The following is an 18,723-nucleotide window of genomic DNA, read 5'->3' on the forward strand; positions in this document are numbered from 1 at the left end:
GCCATTGTTTTATAATGATTTATTCGCTCAAAAGGCGATTGACTGCCGGGTCAGGATCGTTAGAACCCACCCATCCGACCCGCGGAGGCGGGACGTATGGTCAATTCCGAACGAAAACGGACCCGAAACATGAAAACCTATTCTGCCAAACCGGCCGATATCGAGAAGAAGTGGATCCTGATCGACGCTGAAGGCGTTGTTCTGGGCCGTCTCGCCTCGATCGTCGCCATGCGCCTGCGCGGCAAGCACAAGGCGACCTTCACCCCGCATATGGACATGGGCGACAATGTCATCGTCATCAATGCGGACAAGATCCAGCTGACCGGCAACAAGCGCACGGACAAGAACTACTACTGGCACACCGGCCACCCGGGCGGCATCAAGTCCCGCACCGCCGGCCAGCTGCTCGAAGGCAAGTTCCCCGAGCGCGTCGTGACCAAGGCTGTCCAGCGCATGCTGCCCGGCGGCCCGCTGTCCAAGCAGCAGATGACCAACCTGCGCGTCTATGCCAGCACCGAGCACCCGCACGAAGCGCAGAACCCTGAGGTTCTGGACGTGAAGTCCATGAACAAGAAAAATACCCGGAGCGCATGACAATGACCGATACGATCAACACGCTCGAAGATCTCAAAGAGGCCGTGTCGGCTGACGAAGCCGCCGTTGCCATCGACGCCGCTCCGGCCCGCGAACCGATCCGTGACGAGCTTGGCCGTTCCTATGCGACCGGCAAGCGGAAAGACGCCGTGGCCCGTGTCTGGGTCAAGCCGGGCTCCGGCAAGGTGACCGTCAACGGCCGCGAGATGAACAAGTATTTCGCACGTCCGGTGCTGCAGATGGTGATCGGCCAGGCCTTCACCGTTGCCGGTGTCGAAGGCGAGTTCGACGTGCAGGCCACCGTCAAGGGTGGCGGCCTCTCCGGTCAGGCCGGTGCGGTCAAGCACGGCATTTCCAAAGCCCTGTCGCTCTACGAGCCGTCGCTGCGCCCCGCGCTGAAAGCCGCCGGCTTCCTGACCCGCGACAGCCGCGTGGTCGAGCGTAAGAAATACGGTAAGCGCAAAGCCCGCCGGAGCTTCCAGTTCTCCAAGCGTTGATTTTCGCTTTTCCCCGAATTTCGGAAAGGGCCGGTCGCTGGACCGGCCCTTTTCTTTTGTCCGGCCCTCTGCGGGGCGCGGCGCTTTTTCATGTTCCTGTCACGGGGAGTAGGCTATCCTGCCGGTGCAGCGGAGACCGGACCAAGAAACCGGGCCGCGCGGACGAGCAGAGGACAGGCCATGGGCGGAGCAGGCGGCCGCGCCACACGTGAAATCAGCTATGCACCTTCGGCCCGCAGCCGGGGCGGACGGGCGCTCATCCGGTCGGTCGAGAACCTGACCGGACGGCCGGCGCTGATGCGCCGCGCGCGCGGCTACGAGGTGGAAGTCGCGAACGGGGCCTGTTTCTGGCAGGTGATGGTGGACCGCTACCGTGTGCAACCCAACCTGCGGGGCGACCTCGGGGCCGTGCCGCGCCGCGGACCGCTCGTCATGGTGGCCAACCATCCGTTCGGCATTCTCGACGGGCTACTGCTCGGCCATGTGCTGGCGCGGGTCCGGCCCGATTTCCGCATTCTCGCCCACAAGGTTTTTTCGCGTGCACCGGAACTGGAAGATGTGATCCTGCCGATCAGCTTCGACCCCGACCGCGCGGCACAGGCGCTGAACCTGCGGACGCGGCGCACCGCCGTTGACTATCTGCAGGGCGGCGGGGCGATCGGGGTCTTTCCGGGCGGCACGGTGTCAACGGCGGCCCGTCCGATGGGCCGCGCGATGGACCCGGAATGGCGGCGTTTCACCGCCAAGATGATCCAGCGAAGCGGGGCGGTCGTCGTGCCGGTCCATTTTGACGGCGCGAACAGTCGCCTGTTCCAGATCGCCAGCCATATGCACCCGACTTTGCGCTTGTCGCTGCTCGTCAAGGAATTCCGGCGCCGCGTCAACCGTCCGGTGGACTTGACGGTGGGCGCGCCGCTCGACCCGAACGAGGTGGCCGCCCGCGCCGGCGACCCGCGCGCGCTGATGGCGTGGCTGCGGGCGCAAACCTATGCGCTGGCCGCCGATCCGGTGGCCGACCTGTCGCCCGGATACGAATTCGGCGAGATCGCATGAGCGGTGGCGGTGGAACTCCGGGCGCTGCGCCGATCGGCGTGTTCGACAGCGGCCTTGGCGGCCTGTCGGTGCTCGACGCGCTCCGCGCCGCGCTGCCGGACCAGCCCTTCGTCTATCTGGGCGACAATGCGATGGCGCCCTACGGGACGCGGCCTGCGGAAGAGGTTCACGAACTGACCCGCGCGGGCTGCCGCAGGCTTTTCGCCGCGGGATGCGATCTGGTGATCCTGGCCTGCAACACGGCCTCGGCGGTCGCGTTGCACGATCTGCAGACCGACTGGCTGCGCCCGCCGCGCCGGGTGCTGGGCGTCTTCGTGCCGATGATCGAGGTTCTGTCGGGCCGCGCCTGGGGTGAGGACGGGCCGCCGCGGGACCTTGGCGCGCGGGCGGTCGGCCTGTTTGCGACCCGCGCCACCGTCCGGTCCAACGCTTTTGCGCGCGAGATGCGGTTCCGCGCCCGCGGGGTGACGGTGACACAGGTGGCCTGCGAGGGGCTGGTGGATGCGCTCGAAGAGGGCGACCGCGACAAGAGCGAACGGCTCGTCGCCACCCATTGCCGGACATTGCTGGAAACGGTCACCCATCCACAGACGGTGGTGCTCGGCTGCACCCATTATCCGCTCGTCTCTGGGATTTTCGCCCGGCATCTGCCACCAGCGACGGAGATCCTGTCGCAACCGCAGATCGTGGCCCGCAGCCTTGCCGATTATCTCCAGCGCCACCCGCGATTTGCGGCCACGGGCGGCGGTGTGACCTATCTGACGAGCGGCGATCCGCATGCCGTTGGCGCTGCCGCCGCACGGTTTACCGGCCGTGACCGGAGCTTCGCGCCGGCGTGATTGCACCGCGCAACCCATTCCGCTAAATCCCGTATCGGACAAGCCTGAGGGAGAAGACAGATGATGGACCGGCCGGCCCGGATCGCCATTCTTGGCGCCAGCGGATATACGGGCGCGGAACTCGTGCGCCTGATTGCGACCCACCCGGGAATGGAGGTCGCCGCGCTGACCGCCGACCGCAAGGCCGGCATGGATATGGCCGAGGTTTTCCCGCATCTGCGCCATCTCGACCTGCCGAAGCTCTGCCGGATTTCCGATGTGGATTTCAGCGGCATCGATCTGGCTTTCTGCGCCCTGCCGCATGCGACCTCGCAGGAGGTGATCCGCGATCTGCCGCGCGACCTGAAGACGGTCGACCTGTCGGCCGATTTCCGGCTGCGGGACCCGGCGGTCTATGCGGAATGGTACGGCCACGAACATCTGGCGCCCGCGTTGCAGCCCGAGGCCGTTTACGGCCTGACCGAATATTATCGTGACGAGATTGCGCGGGCGCGGCTCGTGGCCTGCACCGGTTGCAACAGCGCGACCGGGCTTCTGGGCCTGCTGCCGGTGGTCAAGGCCGGTGTGGTCGATCTGGACGAGATCATCATCGACCTTGCGACCGGCGTTTCCGGTGCGGGGCGCGCGCCGAAGGAGGGCACGCTCCATACCGAAGTGTCCGAAGGGTTCCACGCCTACAATATCGAGCGGCACCGGCACACGGCGGAATTCGATCAGGAATTCAGCTTGGCGGCCGGCCGCGACGTGACCGTGACTTTCACCCCGCATCTGCTGCCGCAGAACCGCGGCATCCTTGCGACCATCTATGTGAAGGGCGCACCGGAGGAGATCCACAAGGTTCTGGCCGAAGCCTATGCGGACGAACCGTTCATCGTGGTCCTGCCCTATGGCGAGGCCCCGTCGACGCGCCATGTGCGCGGCTCGAATTTCTGCCATATCGGCGTGGTGCGTGACCGGCGCGACGGGCGTGCGCGGATCTTCTCGGCGCTCGACAATCTGACCAAGGGCTCCTCGGGGCAGGCGGTGCAGAATGCCAACCTGATGCTGGGCCTGCCCGAGACGCAGGGCCTGATGATGGCGCCGCTCTTTCCGTGAGCCGGATCAGGCGGTCATACGAGGTTCTGTCGGAGGCCGCCGTCCGGTTCGTGCGCCATGACGGGTCGGCCTATGCCGGTTATATCGCCTATTCGACCCTGCTCGCGCTGCTGCCCTTCCTGATCTTCGCCACATCGATGGCCGGGGTCATCATCGGGCCGGAAAACAGCCAGAAAGCGGTCGATGCGCTGTTTGAACTGGCGCCGGTCCATGTGGCCAAGACGATCGAGCCGGTGCTTGTCAACGTCCTGTCGGTGGACCGGTCGGGGCTGGCGGCCTTCTCGATCCTCGTGTCCTTCTTCGTCGCCTCCAATGCGATCGGGGCGCTACGCGTGGCGCTCGACCGCGCCTATGAGGTCGAGGAGACCCGCGGCATCATCGTGCAGCGGCTGATCGCGCTCGGCTTCATCCTGATCGGGTCGGTGCTGGCGGTGACGCTGGGGCTGATCCTCGTGCTTCTGCCCTTCTCCTCGATCATCGCGGAACTGTTCAACGTGTTCCATGTGCCGCTGTCCGCGCAGCTGGGCGCCGCCGCGGTGGCGATGACGATCATGTCGATGTTTCTGGCGCTTCTCCATCGCGGCCTGACCGGTCGCCCGTTCCGGCGGCGGCGGCTCTGGCCGGGTGTGATCCTGAGCGCGGTGCTGCTCACGCTCACCGTGTCGGCCTTCTCCTTCTACCTGCGGACGGTCGGCACCTATGCGCTGACCTACGGGGCGCTCGCGGGCGTGATCGTGACGCTGCTCGTCTTCTATTTCACCGGCGTTTCGGTGATTTTCGGGGCGGAAGTGAACGCGGTCCTGCACCGCCGGCTCGACGCGCAGGAGCGCGCGGCCATCGAGGCGAAGGAGGAAGCGGAGGCCGAGGAGATGCTGATCGGCAATCCGGCCGAGGATGAAGACGGCCCGCCGGGCTGACGGGCCGCCACAGGCGCATGCGACGGCGCGTCCTCTGGCACGCGGCGCGACAGGCTCCTAGATAGGGGCGAAGGAGTTCAAGATGGCCGGACTGAAGAAAAAACGTCGGATCCAGCTGATTGTCATCGGCGCGGTGCTGCTGGCGGCCGCGACGGCGCTGGTCGGCTACGGGTTCCGCGATGGGATCGAACTGTTCAAGAGCCCCACGCAGATCGCCGAGGCGATGCCCGAGGAGGGCGACCGGTTCCGGCTCGGCGGCCTTGTGAAAGAGGGCAGCTGGGAGCGGGGCGACGTGCACCGGTTCACCATCACCGACATGAACGAGGATTTCCCCGTGCAGTTCGCAGGCATCGTGCCGGACCTGTTCCGGGAGGGGCAGGGCACGATCGTGACCGGCAGTATCGAGGGTGGCATCTTCGTCGCGACCGAGGTTCTGGCCAAGCATGACGAGGCCTATATGCCCAAGGAAGTGGCCGACGCGCTGAAGGAACAGGGCGTGTTCCAGCCGGCGGACGGCTGACCCGCTTTCATCGGATTTTAGTCAATTTGTGGCAGGCCCGCCCTTTTCAAGGAGGGGCCGATGCGAACGGTGCAACAGCTGGCGGCGGAGATCGTGCGCCGCGAGGGCGGATATGTCGATGACCCGGACGATCCGGGCGGACCGACCAATTTCGGGGTGACGTTGGCCACGATGCGGCGGGCCGGTCCTGATCTGGACGGCGATGGGGACCGCGATCTGGCCGATCTGAAACGGCTCTCAGCCGCCGATGCCGCGCAGATCTTCATCCGCGACTATTACCACGGGCCGGGGCTCGACGGGTTGCCCGACAGGCTGCAGCCGCCGGTCTTCGACATGCAGGTCAATGCGGGCGCGATGGCGGTGCGGATATTGCAGGCGCTCCTGCGCGGTTTCGGGCGCGCGGTTGCGGTTGACGGCACGGTCGGGCCGGCCACCCGGGCGGCGGCAGCGGCGGCGGCCCGCGATGCGGGCGCGCTGCTGGTCGATGCTTACGGGATCGCGCGGCGGAACTATTACTATGCGCTCGGCGATGCGCGGCCGCCCTTGCGCAAATATGCGCGGCGACGCGATGGCGGCAAGGGCGGCTGGATCATCCGGGCGGAGGAATTCATCCGCCCGCGCTATCACCTCAGCGGGGACGCCCATGCGGCGCGGGTGGCGGCATGGGGCTGATGGCACTTGTCAAAGCGCTGGCCGGTGCGGGCGGCAGTGGTGGCCTGGCCGCGCCGGTGCGCGACCTGACCGAGGCGCTGGCCGGCAATCGCGCGGCGCGCGAGGCGGCAGAGGCAGAGGCGTTCCGTGCCGTGCTCGGCCAGTTCGGGGCAGAGTTTTCCGGCGCGCAGGGGCGGTTCGCGGCGCTGATCGACGGGCTGAACCGGGTGCCGCGGCCGGCGCTGGCGCTGGGTACGCTCGGGCTCTTCATCTACGCGATGGCCGCGCCAGAGGGGTTCGCCGCGCGGATGGCAGGACTGGCACTGGTGCCCGAGCCGCTCTGGTGGCTGCTCGGCGCCATTGTCTCCTTCTATTTCGGCGCGCGGGAGTTGCACCATTTCCGGATGCGGATGCCGCCAGTGTCCGGCGCGGCACTGGCCGAGGCGCTGCGCCATGTCCGGCAGGTGCAGGGCCCGCCGGACGGGACGGCAGGGGAAGCGCCAGCTGCGCCGGCGGGCCCGGTTGCCCGTGTGACCGGCGTGCCGGGCGCCGATGCGCCCAATGCGGCCCTTGTGGACTGGAAGCGCCGGTCGCGTCAGGACCGGTGAGAAAGCGGGCTGGGGCCGGCGGATCGACCGCCGGCCCCCGCCCATGCTGCCCCGCGCAGCTTGCCCCGGCGATCCACGGACCCGCCGCATCGCGGTCGGACATCGGGCCGCGACCAATGCGCACTTCACCAAAGCGGGAATTGCACCCCCAACACCGCCCGGTATGATGGCGCCAGCTTGACGGAGTTGGCGCATGATTGCGGAATTCGGACATTTTGCCCTGATACTGGCGCTCGGCGTGGCCCTTGTGCAGGCGGCGATCCCGCTTGTCGGCGCGCAGCGCGGCTGGAGCAACTGGATGGCCGTCGCGGCCCCGAGCGCGGTGGTGCAGTGCGGGCTGCTGCTGGCCGCGTTCCTTGCCCTGACATGGTCTTTCGTGACCTCGGATTTCTCGGTGCAGCTTGTGGCAATGAACTCCCACAGCGCAAAGCCGATGCTCTACAAGATCACCGGAGTCTGGGGCAACCACGAGGGGTCGATGCTCCTGTGGGTGCTGATCCTGGCGCTCTTCGGGGCGACTGTGGGCCTCTGGGGCGGGGCGCTGCCGCCCGGCCTGAAGGCCCGCGCCCTGTCGGTGCAGGCGATGATCGGGGTGGCGTTCCTCCTGTTCATCCTCTTCACCTCCAACCCGTTCCTGCGGCTCGACACGCCGCCGCTTGACGGGAACGATCTGAACCCGCTCCTGCAGGATCCGGGCCTCGCCTTCCATCCGCCCTTCCTCTATCTCGGCTATGTCGGGCTTTCGATGGCCTTCTCCTTTGCCGTGGCGGCGCTGATCGAGGGCCGTGTCGATGCCGCCTGGGCGCGCTGGGTGCGGCCCTGGACGCTCGCGGCCTGGATGTTCCTGACCATCGGCATCGCGCTCGGTTCCTGGTGGGCCTATTACGAGCTTGGCTGGGGCGGCTGGTGGTTCTGGGACCCGGTGGAGAATGCAAGCTTCATGCCGTGGCTGATTGCGGCCGCGCTCCTGCATTCCGCAATCGTGGTGGAAAAGCGCGACACGCTGAAGAGCTGGACGATCCTGCTCGCGATCATGGCCTTTTCCTTCTCGCTCATCGGCACGTTCATCGTGCGCTCGGGCGTCATCACCTCGGTCCATGCCTTTGCCAATGATCCCGAGCGCGGGACCTTCATCCTTGCCATTCTGGCCGTCGCGATCGGTGGCTCGCTGATGCTCTTCGCGCTGCGCGCGGGGGATCTGCGCTCGGGCGCCATGTTCTCCACCATCAGCCGCGAGAGCGGGCTGGTGATGAACAACCTGCTGCTCACCGTCTCGACGCTGGTGGTTTTCATCGGGACGATCTGGCCGCTCCTTCTGGAGATCGCGACCGGCAACAAGGTTTCGGTCGGACCGCCCTTCTTCAATCTGGCCTTCACGCCTTTCATGGTGGCGCTGGCCGTGATCCTGCCGCCCGCCGCGATGTTGCCGTGGAAACGCGGCCAGATCGGGCGGGTCATGCAGCCGCTCTGGGGCGTGCTGGCGCTGTCGGTCGCGCTCGGCGCGCTCATCTGGGCGCTGCAGACAGGCCGGTCGATGCTGGCGCCGGTCGGCATTGCGCTGGCGCTCTGGGTGGTGCTCGGGGCGCTCACGGACATTGCGCAACGGGTGAAACTCGGCCGCGCCGGTTGGCGGGAAAGCCTGCGGCGTGCGGGCAACCTGCCACGGGCGGACTGGGGCAAGATGGTCGCCCATGCGGGGTTCGGCCTGACAATGTTCGGCATTTCCGCGATTACCGCTTGGGAAGTGGAGGATATCCGCATCGTCGACACCGGCCAGAGCTTCACGGTCGCCGGATATGAATTGCGCTTCGACGGGGTGGAGGCCGTTCAGGGGCCGAACTATTCCGCCGAGATCGGCAGTTTCACCCTGCTTGACGGCAAGCGCGAACCGGTGCTGCGGCCCGAGAAACGCTTCTATCCCGTCCAGCAGATGCCCACGACAGAGGCGGCAATCAATTACGGGATCACCCGGGATGTCTATGTGGTGCTGGGCGACAGTCAGGGCGCGGGCCGCTGGGCGGTGCGCACCTATATCAAACCCTTTGCCAACTGGATCTGGGCCGGCTCGATCGTCATGGCGCTCGGCGGCATCCTGAGCCTGACCGACCGGCGCTACCGGATCGGCCACGCCGCGGGCCGCAAGCTGCGCGGCGCAGCGGTTCCGGCAGAATAGGGAGCGGTCGCATGCGTATCATATCCGCCTGTCTGGCTGTGCTTCTTCTGCTCGGTCCCGGCGGGGTCTTCACCGGACCGGCCGCCGCGGTCGAGGTGGACGAGATCCTCGATGATCCGGCGCTGGAGGCCCGCGCCCGCGACCTGTCGAAAGAGCTGCGCTGCCTTGTCTGCCGCAACGAGAGCATCGACGAGAGCAATGCCGATCTGGCGCGCGACCTGCGCATTCTGGTGCGCGAGCGGCTGGTGGCCGGCGACACGGACGACGAGGTGATTGCCTATCTGGTCGACCGCTACGGCGATTATGTGCTGCTGAAGCCGCGCATCGGGGGCGGCAACCTGATCCTCTGGCTGGCGGCACCTGCGCTTCTGCTCGCCGGTGGCGGTATCGCCTTTGTCTTTATCCGGCGCCGGGCCCCGGCCTTCCGTGCGGAGGAGGAACTGAGCGCGGATGAAGAGGAACGTCTGGCCGAACTTTTGAAACAATGACGCCACGTTGCCCTTTGCGGGGCGCACGCGCATGCCTAAGTTACCCCGCAAAGCAGCGGAGGCGACATTCATGGACTATCAGACGATCCTCTACGATGTGCGCGACGATGTCGCCACGGTCACGCTCAACCGGCCGGAGGTTATGAACGGCCTGAACGGGCAGATGCGCCTCGACCTGACCCATGCGGTCAAACATGCGCCCGACGATGCGCGGGTGCTGGTCATCACCGGCGCGGGCCGCGGTTTCTGCTCGGGCCAGGATCTGGGCGACCGGCGCTCGTCGGCGGATATCGATCTGGAACGCACGCTGCGCGAGGAGTACGAGCCGCTCCTGAACGCCATCTACGAGTGCCCGATCCCGACCATCTCTGCGGTGAACGGTCCGGCTGCGGGTGCGGGCGCCAACCTCGCGCTGGCCGCCGACGTGGTGATTGCCGCGGAATCGGCGAGTTTCATCCAGGCCTTTGCCCGGATCGGCCTCATCCCCGATGCCGGCGGCACCTACTGGCTGCCGCGGCAGGTGGGTTTTGCCCGCGCCATGGGAGCGGCGCTTTTTGCCGACAAGATCCCGGCGCGTCAGGCGGCCGAGTGGGGGATGATCTGGGAAGCCGTGGCCGATGACGAATTTGCCGAGACGGTGAAGGCCCGGGCGACGCATCTCGCGGCCGGTCCGACGGTGGCCTACAAGAACATCAAGCGGGCGCTGCGCCAGAGTTATGACAACAGCCTGTCCGACCAGCTGCGGCTGGAGGCGGAATTGCAGGGCAAGGCCGGCAAGACGCGCGATTTTCTGGAGGGCGTCATGGCCTTCATGGAAAAGCGGACAGCACGCTACGAGGGCCGCTGACGCGCGGCACAGACAAGTTGGGAAAGGCCCGGACCTGAGCGTCCGGGCCTTTTGGGTCGTGCAGTTCGACGGGGCGGCACGCCACGCCAAACGCGCGCTTGACCTGTAGGCGCCAAGCGGCATGCTCGGGCCCATGAGACTGGCCGATGCGATCACCGAACACCCGATCCCCCACCATCCCGAGCGGGGGGACGAGGCACGGGCTGCCATTGCGCGCGACCTGCCCGATGGTGCGGATGCGCTCCTGCGGGGCGCGGCGGGCTGCAGCCCCTATCTCGACGGGTTGATCCGCCGCGAGGCCGACTGGCTCGGCGCCGCGCTGGCGCAGGAGCCCGAGGTGGAAGCGCAAGCGGTGCTGGATGCGATCGGCGGCGACAGCCTGTCGTCCCTCGGGGCATCGCTACGGCAGGCCAAACGGCGGCTCGCGCTCCTGACCGCGCTTTGCGATCTGGGCGGCGTCTGGGACGTGCCGGCGGTGACCGGCTGGCTGACGCGGCTGGCCGACCGGGCGGTGGAGGCGAGCCTGGCCCATCTGGTGGGCGCGGCTGTGGCGCGCGGCAAGCTGACCCTGCCCGCGGGGGAGGGGGAGGACCGGTTCGGCGGGCTCTTTGCCATCGCCATGGGCAAGATGGGCGCCGGGGAATTGAACTATTCGTCCGACATCGACCTGATCCTGCTCTTTGATGAAAGCCGCTATCCGCCGGAGGATTATGCGCAGGTGCGCACGGCCTTCATCAAGATCGCGCAGGGCATGGTGAAGCTGCTGTCGGAAAACACGGCGGACGGCTATGTCTTTCGCACCGATCTGCGGCTGCGGCCCGATCCGTCGGTCACGCCGGTTTGTATCGGCGCGGGGCAGGCCGAACGCTATTACGAATCCTTCGGGCGGACATGGGAACGCGCGGCTTTCATCAAGGCCCGGATCTGCGCCGGTGACCGGGCGGCGGGGGCGGCTTTCCTGAATGATTTGCAGCCGTTCATCTGGCGGCGGCATCTCGATTTCGCGGCGATCCAGGATGCCCATGACATGCGGCTGCGCATCCGGGAACATAAGGGGCTGGCCGGCCCGATCACCATTCCCGGCCATGACATGAAACTCGGCCGTGGCGGGATCCGCGAGATCGAATTTTTCACCCAGACACGGCAGCTGATCTGCGGCGGGCGGGATCCGGACCTGCGCGCACCCGGCACGCTGGCGGCGCTCGACGCGCTTGTCGGCAAGGGCTGGGTCGCGGGTGCGGACCGCGACCGGCTTCACGCCGCCTATCTGGACCATCGCCGGATCGAGCACCGGTTGCAGATGCTGGAGGATGCGCAGACCCACGCGATCCCCGAGCCCGAGGAACGGCGGCTGCGGCTCGCACATTTCTGCGGCACTGACGATCTGGCCGGTTTCGAGGCGGAACTGGCAGCGCGGCTGGCCGAGGTGCACGGGCTGACCGAGCGGTTCTTCACCCCCGACAAGCAGGAGGAGACCGCGCCGGGCACGCCCGAGGGGCTGGCGCGGTTCGGCTTCGCGCGGCCCGATCTGGCCTTTGCCACGATCGAGAGCTGGCAGGGCCGGCCGGCCCTGCGGGCCCAGCGCGCGCGGGAGATTTTCAACCGTCTGCTGCCCGGCGTTCTGGAACGGCTCGGCGCGTCGCGCGATCCCGATGCGTCACTGGCGGAGTTCGATGCCTTCCTGCGCGGCCTGCCTGCCGGGGTGCAGATCCTGTCGCTCTTCGAGGCCAATCCGAGCCTTCTGGACCTGCTGACGGACATTTGCGGGCTGGCGCCAGAACTGGCGCGCTATCTGGGCCGGAACGCTGGCGTGCTGGAGGCTGTGCTCACCCCCGATTTCTTCGAGCCCCTGCCGGATGCAGCGGCGCTGGAAGCGGAATTGCAGGACGAGGTGGCGCAGGCGGGCGATTATGAGCAGGTGCTGGACTTCACGCGCAAGTGGCTGAAAGAAAAGCAGTTTCAGGTGGGCGTTCTGCTCTTGCGGCAGATATCCGACCCCGGTGAGGCGGCGGGCGCCTATTCCGATCTGGCGGAATGCTGCATCCGCGTGCTCTTGCCCCATGTGTCCGCTCATATCGCGCGCCGCCACGGGCCGCCGCCCGGGCGCGGGGCGGCCATCCTTGCGATGGGCAAGCTCGGCTCGCGCGAGATGACCGTTTCGTCCGACCTTGATCTGATCGTCGTCTATGACGCGGCGGGGGCCGAGCAGTCGGACGGGCCGCGCCCGCTGCCGGTCAGCACCTACTATGCCCGGTGGACCAAGGCGCTCCTGTCCGCGCTGACCGTGCAGACCGCGGAAGGATCGCTCTACGAGGTGGACATGCGGCTTCGGCCGTCCGGCCAGCAGGGGCCGGTGGCAACATCGCTCGCGGCCTTTGCCGATTACCAGTGCAACCAGGCCTGGACCTGGGAACATCTGGCGCTGACCCGCGGGCGGGTCGTGGCCGGTGATGACACGCTGGCCGCCGACGTGACCGCCGCGGCGCGGCACGCGCTGGAGAAGCCGCGCGACCGCGCGGCGGTGCTGGGCGATGTGCGCGAGATGCGGGCGCGACTGGCACAGGCCAATGCGAAGGCTGCGGGCGATCCGTGGGAGGTGAAGCGCGGTCCGGGGCGGATGCTCGATGTGGAACTGCTGGTCCAGACCGGCGCGCTTCTGCATCCCGCCCATCCGCAGGGGCAGGCGCGGGATCTGCTGCCGCAACTGGTGGCCTGCGGGTTCCTGAACGGCGCGGAGGCGGAGACATTGGGCGAATCCCTGCGGCTGACCGGCACGTTGCAGCAGATCCTGCGGCTCGCGCAGCCCGATGGCGGCAATCCCGAGGAGGGTGGACCGGCCTTGCAGGGCCTTCTGCTGCGTGCAACCGGTGCCGCCGACATGGAGGCCCTGCGGACCGGGCTCGGCGCTGCGACGGCGGGCGCCGCGCAGGTCGTCGACCGGGTGTTGCACGGGTGACGCGCCGCGCACCGGAGTCGCGCCGCGATCTTTTTCTTGCCGCAATTAGATGATCTTTTTACGATAAATCTTTGTGTCTGCGCCTTTTTTCGGCGTGACGGATGCCGGTTCGGCCACCAGATGCTCCTGTTTCGCGAAACGGAACCACAGGATATGGTGTGCGGTCCGGCGCCGGACCTGTGGCTTGGAGGCCCGTTTTGAGTGTGAGTGTGTGGCTTTTGGGGAGTGGAGATGCGCCGGTGATGCGCCGCCCGACCCCGCGCGACCGGTGGCGGTGACGCGATGGCCTGGATTCTCCTGCTTCTGATCCTCCTGTTTCTGGTCTGGTCCTTCTGGATCGAGCCGCGCTGGCTGCGCATCCGCAGCTACGAGGTCGCGATCGACGGGCTCACCAAGCCGCTAACCGCGGTCGTCGTGTCGGATCTGCAGCCCAACACACTCCACTGGGACACGGACCGGCTGCGCCGCGCCTTCCGGCGGGTGCAGGGGTTCGAGCCGCATGTCGTCTTCTGGCTCGGGGATTATTACAACGCGCCGATGGGTCGGACGAAACGGTTCCTCGACCGGTTTCCGCGCCTGAAACGCCGCGTGTTGCGCCATCTGCCGGTGATGGAGGAGATCGCCTACGAGATGAGCAGCATCAAGGCCCCGATGGGGCAGGTGGCGGTGCTGGGCGCACATGACTGGGCCTGGTCGGGCGACCGCGTCCGCGAGGAACTGGAAGATGTCGGTATCACGGTGCTGGAGGACGAGCTTGTCGTCCTGCGCGACCCGGAGTCGGGGCAGGCGCTGCAGGTCATCGGCTATAATGACATCTCGTCGGGGCGGGAGCCCGATTTCGACCGGCTGCACGCGATGGTCGATCCGGTCCTGCCGCAGGTGGCGCTCACCCATTCGCCCGATGCCTTTCCCGCCGCGCGGGGCGGGCCGAAACTGGTGCTGGCCGGCCAGTCGCACGGGGGGCAGGTCAATCTGCCCTTCATCGGACCCCTGCGCTTGCCAATGCAGCACAAGGCGTTCGACAAGGGCTGGTTTTCCGACGGGCGGCGGCGGCTCTTCGTGACCTCGGGGATCGGCACGTCTTTCCCGCCAATGCGCTTCCGTGTGCGGCCGGAAATCATTGTGCTGGATCTGGTTCCGCCCTATTGAACCGGGCGACCTTCCAGAGCACGGACCCGTCATGACCAAGAGCGATCCATCCGATCCGCGCGGCCTGATCCGCGAAGCCTTCCGCATCGAGGGCATCACGGAAGCGGATTGCCGGACGATCTTCTTCGACTGGGCGCTCGGGATGGAGCCGGAGACTGTGAAGGGTCATCTGAACCTGCTGATCGCGCGCTACGCGGCAGAGCCGGCGGACCATCCGATGCAGGCCGTCTTGCGCGAGGGGCAGGCGGGGGCCGCCGCGCCGAAGCGGCGCGGCGGGCGGCGCAGGATTACGCCCGGCTGAGTGCGTCGAGCACCCGGGCCCAGCTGCGGATGCCCTTGGTAAAGCTCGTCAGGCTGTATTTCTCGTTCGGTGAATGGATCTGGTCATCGTCCAGACCGAAGCCGATCAGCACCGAATCCATTCCTAGGATGCGGCGGAAATGGCCGACGATCGGGATCGAGCCGCCGGAGCCGACAAAGACCGCCGGGTTCGGCCATTCGTCGCTGAGCGCGTCGCGGGCCAGTGCGAATTCCGGCGCATCGACGGGCATTGTGGTCGCGGGCGAGCAATCTTTCGATTTCCACGCGACCGAACAGTCGGCGGGCAGGGCAGATTCGACGTAAGACTTGAACGCGGCCTGAATGGCGTTCGGGTCCTGATCGCCGACCAGCCGGAAGGTGACCTTGGCGCTTGCCTCGCTCGGCAGCACGGTCTTGAAGCCTGCGCCTGTGTAGCCGCCCCAGATGCCGTTGACCTCGAATGTCGGGCGGGCCCAGATCTGTTCGAGCGCGGAATAGCCCTCTTCGCCTGCGGGAACCGAGAGGCCGACCGCACCGAGAAACGCATCCGCGTCGAAATCGAGGCTGTCCCACTGGGCCTTGATCTCGTCCGACAGGTCCGGCACCCCGTCATAGAAGCCGGGAAGCGTCACGCGGCCGGTCTCGTCATGCATGTCGGCGAGAATACGCGTCAGAACCCGGATCGGGTTGCGGGCAGGGCCGCCGAACATGCCCGAATGCAGGTCTTTCGACGGGCCGGTGATGGTCAGTTCCTCGCCCACCATGCCGCGCAGCATGGTGCTGATGGCGGGGGTGTCCTTGTCCCACATGCCGGTGTCGCAGACGAGCGCGATATCGGCTTTCAACTCGTCGGCATTGTCCGTCAGGAACGGGACGAGCGAGGGGGAGCCGCTTTCCTCCTCCCCTTCGAAAAGGATCGAGACGCGGGCCGGCAGGCTGCCGGTGACGGCCTTCCATGCGCGGCAGGCCTCGATGAAGGTCATCAGCTGACCCTTGTCGTCGGACGCGCCACGGGCGCGGATCACCGGCCCGTCGGGCGTCTCGTCGATGCGGGGATCGAAGGGTGCACTGTCCCAGAGGTCGAGCGGGTCTACGGGCTGCACGTCATAGTGGCCGTAGAAGAGCAGAGCCTTGCCATCCTCCGCGCCGCCATGGCCGACGACCATCGGGTGACCCGGCGTGTCGCGGCGGCTGGCCTCGAACCCGATCGACGCGAGATCGTCCACCAGCCAGTCGGCGGCGGCGCGGCAGGCGTCCTTGTAGGCCGGATCGGTCGAGATGCTCTCGATCCGCAGAAGATCGAAGAGCCGCGCGACGGCATTGTCGCGGTCGGCATCGATATGGGCGAGGACGGCGTCGAGATGGGACATGGGCTGGCGCTCCTGAAAATGAGGGAGATTCGCCGCGACCCTATCACCCGGTCAGGGGCAGTTAAATGCCGCCCGGATGGTGGGGCGGAGGGCAGCAGGGCCGCCAACCGCCTGGTGGTTGCGATCAGAAGATCGACACGCCGACGCCGACATGCGGCGACAGGTAAAGCCCGTCGCTGCCGAAGGAGGCGCCGACCGAGACGCCCGCATAGGGCGAGCAGGCAACGAGGATGGCCGCTGCGAGGCCGAGGCCCGCCAGCATTGCGATGCGGCGGCCGGTGTCGGTTCTGTTTGTCATGATCCGGTTCATGTCATTTCTCCTGCCGCAGGATGACGCCGCCACCCCATTTGTCCGCGATGACCGCGACGGTGCCGCCGCCCGGACCGTCGGTCGGTTCGGCCAGCACGCGCCCGCCCAGTTCCAGTGCGCGCGCAGCCGTGGCGGCCGCGTCGGCGACATGGACATAGTTGACCCAGGTTGCGGGCACGGCCTCGCTCGGCCGGTCGACGAGCCCGAAGGCCGGTGTGTCGCCCGATTTCATGTGCAGGTAGGACACGCCGCCGATCTGCCGCGTGGCGGGCACGGTGCCGGTCACCATCGCATAGAAGGGCGCGACGGCGGTCTTGTCGAGGCTCCAGACCTCCGACCAGCCCCAGAAACCTGGTTTCTCGGGCAGGTCGGCCGGGTCTCCGGTGGCGGAGCGCACGACGCCGAACGTGGCACCGTCCGGGTCGCGCAGGAGCGCGCCGCGCCCGCGGGCGCCGAGATCCTCCGGCCCTAGGAGCGCGGTCGCGCCGTTGCCGGTGGCGCGTGCCACGGCCCCGTCCACATTGTTGACCGAGACGAGCGGCAGCCAGTAATTGTCATCCGTCGCATCGGAATTGGCGATCCCGCCGATGGCGATCCCGTCCTTCAGGATCAGGCTGTACCCGTCGCCCGCGACGCGGATGTCCCAGCCGAAAAGCTGGCCGTAAAACTCGCTGGCGCCGGCCACATCGGGGGTGATGAGGTCGCGCCAGACCACCTGTCCGGGGCGGTAGTCGCCGCTCGACGAGATGGCCGGCATCTCGACATCGGCGGAACATGCCGCGAGCAGGCCTGCCGCGAGGGTCAGGCCGATCATGGATCTTCGGGATAGGGACTTCAGACGGGTCATCGACAGCTCCTGCCATTGATTTTCTTCAACTTAGGTCAGGACCGGCAGACCGCGCAAGCGTGCGACCGCGCCGATGGCGGTCGCCGGCCGGTCGGTTTGGGGATGACCTCGGGGCAGGGGCTGTTATGATGTGCTGCAACATGGGAATGCCCCCGCGAGAGGCGGGTGCCAGACAAGGGGAACAGGGATGCGAATTGTCCTGATTGCCGCGGTCGCGATGGGTCTGACGGCCTGTGCGGAGCAAATGCAGAATCGCCAGGTGGTCCTCGATCCGAGCCGTGCCGCACCGGCACCGACGCAGCTGGAGGCCAGCCTTGGCCTGCGGCCCGAGGAATGGGGGCAATATTCGCTCCAGCAGCTCAACCAGATCAAGTTCATCCAGGACAATCCGAGCCTGAGCCAGTCGCAGAAGCGGCAGCGCATCGCGCATGCCAAGCGCTACGAGCCCATCGGCATCACCTTCTGACCGGCCTGCCGCCCCGGTGTCGCCCCGCGCGGCGCTGCGGCGGCGTCCGATCCCCCCGACACAAGCATGAAGACCAGCGTGACAGGAGAGACTATGACGCGCGCATTCCTTTTTCCCGGACAAGGCGCACAAGCCATCGGCATGGGCCGTGATCTGGCCGAGCGCTACCCGCAGGCACAGGCCGTGTTCGACGCGGTGGACGCGGCGCTTGGCGAAAAGCTGTCGGCGCTGATCTGGGAGGGCGAGATCGAGGAACTGACCCTGACCGCCAATGCCCAGCCGGCCCTGATGGCGACCTCTCTGGCGGCCATGGCGGCACTGAAGGCCGAAGGGGTCGAAGTGACGGCGGCGCAATGCGTGGCGGGCCATTCTTTGGGCGAATATTCGGCGCTCTGTGCGGCCGGTGCCATTTCGCTGGAGGATACGGCGCGGCTGCTGCGGACGCGCGGATCGGCGATGCAGGAAGCCGTGCCGGTCGGTGTCGGCGCCATGGCCGCAATCCTCGGGCTCGACTTCGATGCGGTGCGCGGCGTGGCCGAAGAGGCCGCGCAGGGCGAGGTCTGCCAGGCGGCGAATGACAATGATCCGGGGCAGGTTGTTGTCTCGGGCCACAAGGCGGCGGTCGAGCGGGCGGTCGAGATCGCCAAGGAAAAGGGGGCGCGGCGGGCGCTGCTGCTGCCGGTGAGCGCGCCGTTCCATTGCGCGCTGATGGAACCGGCGGCTCGGGTCATGGCCGAGGCGCTGGCGGCCGTCGAGATCAAGGCTCCTGCGGTGCCGGTGGTGCTGAACGTGTCGGCCGAGCCGACGCAGGACACGGACCTGATCCGCAATTTCCTTGTCGATCAGGTGACCGGATCGGTGCGCTGGCGCGAATCCGTGGCCCGCATGGCGGCTGACGGGGTGACGGAAACCTGGGAAATCGGTGCCGGAAAGGCGCTGTCGGGCATGGTGAAACGGATCGACCGGTCGCTGGAGACACGGGCCGTGAACACTGCCGATGATGTGAAAGCCGCCGCAGAAGCGCTGGCCTGAGGGAGAGAGAG

20 protein-coding genes are annotated in these 18,723 nt (G+C 67.2%); 17 read left to right on the forward strand and 3 right to left on the reverse strand.

Going from position 1 to position 18,723, the window contains the following annotated elements; translation table 11 throughout:
- Positions 1–129: 129 nt before the first annotated feature.
- The 15 genes from rplM (at position 130) to GSH16_RS12660 (ending at position 14,688) form a co-directional block, all read left to right on the forward strand.
- A complete protein-coding gene (gene rplM, locus GSH16_RS12590; protein WP_160855630.1) occupies positions 130–594 on the forward strand; it encodes a 50S ribosomal protein L13 in 465 nt (154 codons plus the stop codon).
- A 2-nt stretch (positions 595–596) separates the two neighbouring features.
- Positions 597–1,091: a 30S ribosomal protein S9 gene (gene rpsI, locus GSH16_RS12595; protein WP_160855632.1), complete on the forward strand. Its 495-nt coding sequence runs from the start codon at positions 597–599 to the stop codon at positions 1,089–1,091.
- A gap of 180 nt (positions 1,092–1,271) precedes the next feature.
- Positions 1,272–2,144: a lysophospholipid acyltransferase family protein gene (locus tag GSH16_RS12600; protein WP_160855634.1), complete on the forward strand. Its 873-nt coding sequence runs from the start codon at positions 1,272–1,274 to the stop codon at positions 2,142–2,144.
- Positions 2,141–2,983: a glutamate racemase gene (locus GSH16_RS12605; RefSeq protein ID WP_160855636.1), complete on the forward strand. Its 843-nt coding sequence runs from the start codon at positions 2,141–2,143 to the stop codon at positions 2,981–2,983. Before GSH16_RS12600 ends, GSH16_RS12605 begins: the two co-directional genes overlap by 4 nt.
- A gap of 60 nt (positions 2,984–3,043) precedes the next feature.
- Positions 3,044–4,078: an N-acetyl-gamma-glutamyl-phosphate reductase gene (gene argC / locus GSH16_RS12610; RefSeq protein WP_235913189.1), complete on the forward strand. Its 1,035-nt coding sequence runs from the start codon at positions 3,044–3,046 to the stop codon at positions 4,076–4,078.
- Positions 4,075–4,995: a YihY/virulence factor BrkB family protein gene (locus GSH16_RS12615; RefSeq protein WP_160855638.1), complete on the forward strand. Its 921-nt coding sequence runs from the start codon at positions 4,075–4,077 to the stop codon at positions 4,993–4,995. Before argC ends, GSH16_RS12615 begins: the two co-directional genes overlap by 4 nt.
- A gap of 82 nt (positions 4,996–5,077) precedes the next feature.
- A complete protein-coding gene (ccmE, locus tag GSH16_RS12620; RefSeq protein ID WP_160855640.1) occupies positions 5,078–5,515 on the forward strand; it encodes a cytochrome c maturation protein CcmE in 438 nt (145 codons plus the stop codon).
- Positions 5,516–5,575: 60 nt separating this feature from the next.
- On the forward strand, positions 5,576–6,187 hold the full coding sequence (locus tag GSH16_RS12625; protein ID WP_160855642.1) for a holin-associated N-acetylmuramidase: 612 nt from the start codon (positions 5,576–5,578) through the stop codon (positions 6,185–6,187).
- Complete coding sequence (locus tag GSH16_RS12630) at positions 6,187–6,774, forward strand: holin family protein (protein ID WP_160855644.1); 588 nt, start codon at positions 6,187–6,189, stop codon at positions 6,772–6,774. The genes GSH16_RS12625 and GSH16_RS12630 overlap by 1 nt, the downstream gene beginning before the upstream one ends.
- A gap of 193 nt (positions 6,775–6,967) precedes the next feature.
- On the forward strand, positions 6,968–8,947 hold the full coding sequence (locus GSH16_RS12635; protein WP_160855646.1) for a heme lyase CcmF/NrfE family subunit: 1,980 nt from the start codon (positions 6,968–6,970) through the stop codon (positions 8,945–8,947).
- Positions 8,948–8,958: 11 nt separating this feature from the next.
- A complete protein-coding gene (locus tag GSH16_RS12640; protein ID WP_160855648.1) occupies positions 8,959–9,435 on the forward strand; it encodes a cytochrome c-type biogenesis protein in 477 nt (158 codons plus the stop codon).
- A gap of 70 nt (positions 9,436–9,505) precedes the next feature.
- Positions 9,506–10,282 carry an enoyl-CoA hydratase-related protein gene (locus GSH16_RS12645; protein ID WP_160855650.1) on the forward strand — a complete coding sequence of 259 codons (777 nt, stop codon included), beginning with the start codon at positions 9,506–9,508 and terminating at the stop codon, positions 10,280–10,282.
- Between the two features lie 121 nt (positions 10,283–10,403).
- A complete protein-coding gene (locus tag GSH16_RS12650; protein ID WP_235913192.1) occupies positions 10,404–13,238 on the forward strand; it encodes a bifunctional [glutamine synthetase] adenylyltransferase/[glutamine synthetase]-adenylyl-L-tyrosine phosphorylase in 2,835 nt (944 codons plus the stop codon).
- Between the two features lie 282 nt (positions 13,239–13,520).
- A complete protein-coding gene (locus GSH16_RS12655) occupies positions 13,521–14,387 on the forward strand; it encodes a metallophosphoesterase (RefSeq protein WP_160855652.1) in 867 nt (288 codons plus the stop codon).
- 31 nt (positions 14,388–14,418) lie between these two features.
- The gene (locus tag GSH16_RS12660; RefSeq protein WP_160855654.1) at positions 14,419–14,688 is read left to right on the forward strand and encodes a hypothetical protein; all 270 of its coding nucleotides are present in this window, start codon (positions 14,419–14,421) and stop codon (positions 14,686–14,688) included.
- Here the strand turns inward: GSH16_RS12660 and GSH16_RS12665 are convergent.
- From GSH16_RS12665 to GSH16_RS12675, 3 genes are all read right to left on the reverse strand, one after another.
- Positions 14,675–16,057, reverse strand: coding sequence for a dipeptidase (locus tag GSH16_RS12665; protein WP_160855656.1), 1,383 nt, complete (start codon positions 16,055–16,057; stop codon positions 14,675–14,677). The two genes, GSH16_RS12660 and GSH16_RS12665, sit on opposite strands and share 14 nt — an antisense overlap.
- A 124-nt stretch (positions 16,058–16,181) precedes the next feature.
- A complete protein-coding gene (locus GSH16_RS12670; RefSeq protein WP_160855658.1) occupies positions 16,182–16,367 on the reverse strand; it encodes a hypothetical protein in 186 nt (61 codons plus the stop codon).
- A 1-nt stretch (position 16,368) separates the two neighbouring features.
- Positions 16,369–17,214 (reverse strand): VOC family protein, encoded by an 846-nt coding sequence (locus tag GSH16_RS12675; protein WP_160855660.1) that lies wholly within the window; start codon positions 17,212–17,214, stop codon positions 16,369–16,371.
- Between the two features lie 187 nt (positions 17,215–17,401).
- On the opposite strand from GSH16_RS12675, the gene GSH16_RS12680 reads away from it, so the two are divergent.
- Positions 17,402–17,680 carry a hypothetical protein gene (locus GSH16_RS12680; protein WP_160855662.1) on the forward strand — a complete coding sequence of 93 codons (279 nt, stop codon included), beginning with the start codon at positions 17,402–17,404 and terminating at the stop codon, positions 17,678–17,680.
- 93 nt (positions 17,681–17,773) lie between these two features.
- Entirely contained in the window at positions 17,774–18,712 is a 939-nt protein-coding gene (fabD, locus tag GSH16_RS12685; RefSeq protein WP_160855664.1) for an ACP S-malonyltransferase, read from the forward strand.
- The last annotated feature ends 11 nt before the right edge of the window (positions 18,713–18,723 follow it).

Origin of the sequence: Oceanomicrobium pacificus, from assembly GCF_009833495.1 — a bacterium.
GTDB lineage: Bacteria > Pseudomonadota > Alphaproteobacteria > Rhodobacterales > Rhodobacteraceae > Oceanomicrobium > Oceanomicrobium pacificus.

Coding starts and splice junctions, on each gene's coding strand:
- GSH16_RS12625 (WP_160855642.1), top strand. CDS start 5,576: ATGCGAACGGTGCAACAGCTGGCGGCGGAGATCGTGCGCCGCGAGGGC.
- fabD (WP_160855664.1), top strand. CDS start 17,774: ATGACGCGCGCATTCCTTTTTCCCGGACAAGGCGCACAAGCCATCGGC.
- argC (WP_235913189.1), top strand. CDS start 3,044: ATGATGGACCGGCCGGCCCGGATCGCCATTCTTGGCGCCAGCGGATAT.
- GSH16_RS12630 (WP_160855644.1), top strand. CDS start 6,187: ATGGCACTTGTCAAAGCGCTGGCCGGTGCGGGCGGCAGTGGTGGCCTG.
- GSH16_RS12680 (WP_160855662.1), top strand. CDS start 17,402: ATGCGAATTGTCCTGATTGCCGCGGTCGCGATGGGTCTGACGGCCTGT.
- GSH16_RS12670 (WP_160855658.1), bottom strand. CDS start 16,367: ATGAACCGGATCATGACAAACAGAACCGACACCGGCCGCCGCATCGCA.
- rpsI (WP_160855632.1), top strand. CDS start 597: ATGACCGATACGATCAACACGCTCGAAGATCTCAAAGAGGCCGTGTCG.
- GSH16_RS12650 (WP_235913192.1), top strand. CDS start 10,404: ATGCTCGGGCCCATGAGACTGGCCGATGCGATCACCGAACACCCGATC.
- GSH16_RS12605 (WP_160855636.1), top strand. CDS start 2,141: ATGAGCGGTGGCGGTGGAACTCCGGGCGCTGCGCCGATCGGCGTGTTC.
- GSH16_RS12645 (WP_160855650.1), top strand. CDS start 9,506: ATGGACTATCAGACGATCCTCTACGATGTGCGCGACGATGTCGCCACG.
- GSH16_RS12675 (WP_160855660.1), bottom strand. CDS start 17,214: ATGACCCGTCTGAAGTCCCTATCCCGAAGATCCATGATCGGCCTGACC.
- ccmE (WP_160855640.1), top strand. CDS start 5,078: ATGGCCGGACTGAAGAAAAAACGTCGGATCCAGCTGATTGTCATCGGC.
- GSH16_RS12600 (WP_160855634.1), top strand. CDS start 1,272: ATGGGCGGAGCAGGCGGCCGCGCCACACGTGAAATCAGCTATGCACCT.
- GSH16_RS12660 (WP_160855654.1), top strand. CDS start 14,419: ATGACCAAGAGCGATCCATCCGATCCGCGCGGCCTGATCCGCGAAGCC.
- GSH16_RS12640 (WP_160855648.1), top strand. CDS start 8,959: ATGCGTATCATATCCGCCTGTCTGGCTGTGCTTCTTCTGCTCGGTCCC.
- GSH16_RS12655 (WP_160855652.1), top strand. CDS start 13,521: ATGGCCTGGATTCTCCTGCTTCTGATCCTCCTGTTTCTGGTCTGGTCC.
- GSH16_RS12635 (WP_160855646.1), top strand. CDS start 6,968: ATGATTGCGGAATTCGGACATTTTGCCCTGATACTGGCGCTCGGCGTG.
- rplM (WP_160855630.1), top strand. CDS start 130: ATGAAAACCTATTCTGCCAAACCGGCCGATATCGAGAAGAAGTGGATC.
- GSH16_RS12665 (WP_160855656.1), bottom strand. CDS start 16,057: ATGTCCCATCTCGACGCCGTCCTCGCCCATATCGATGCCGACCGCGAC.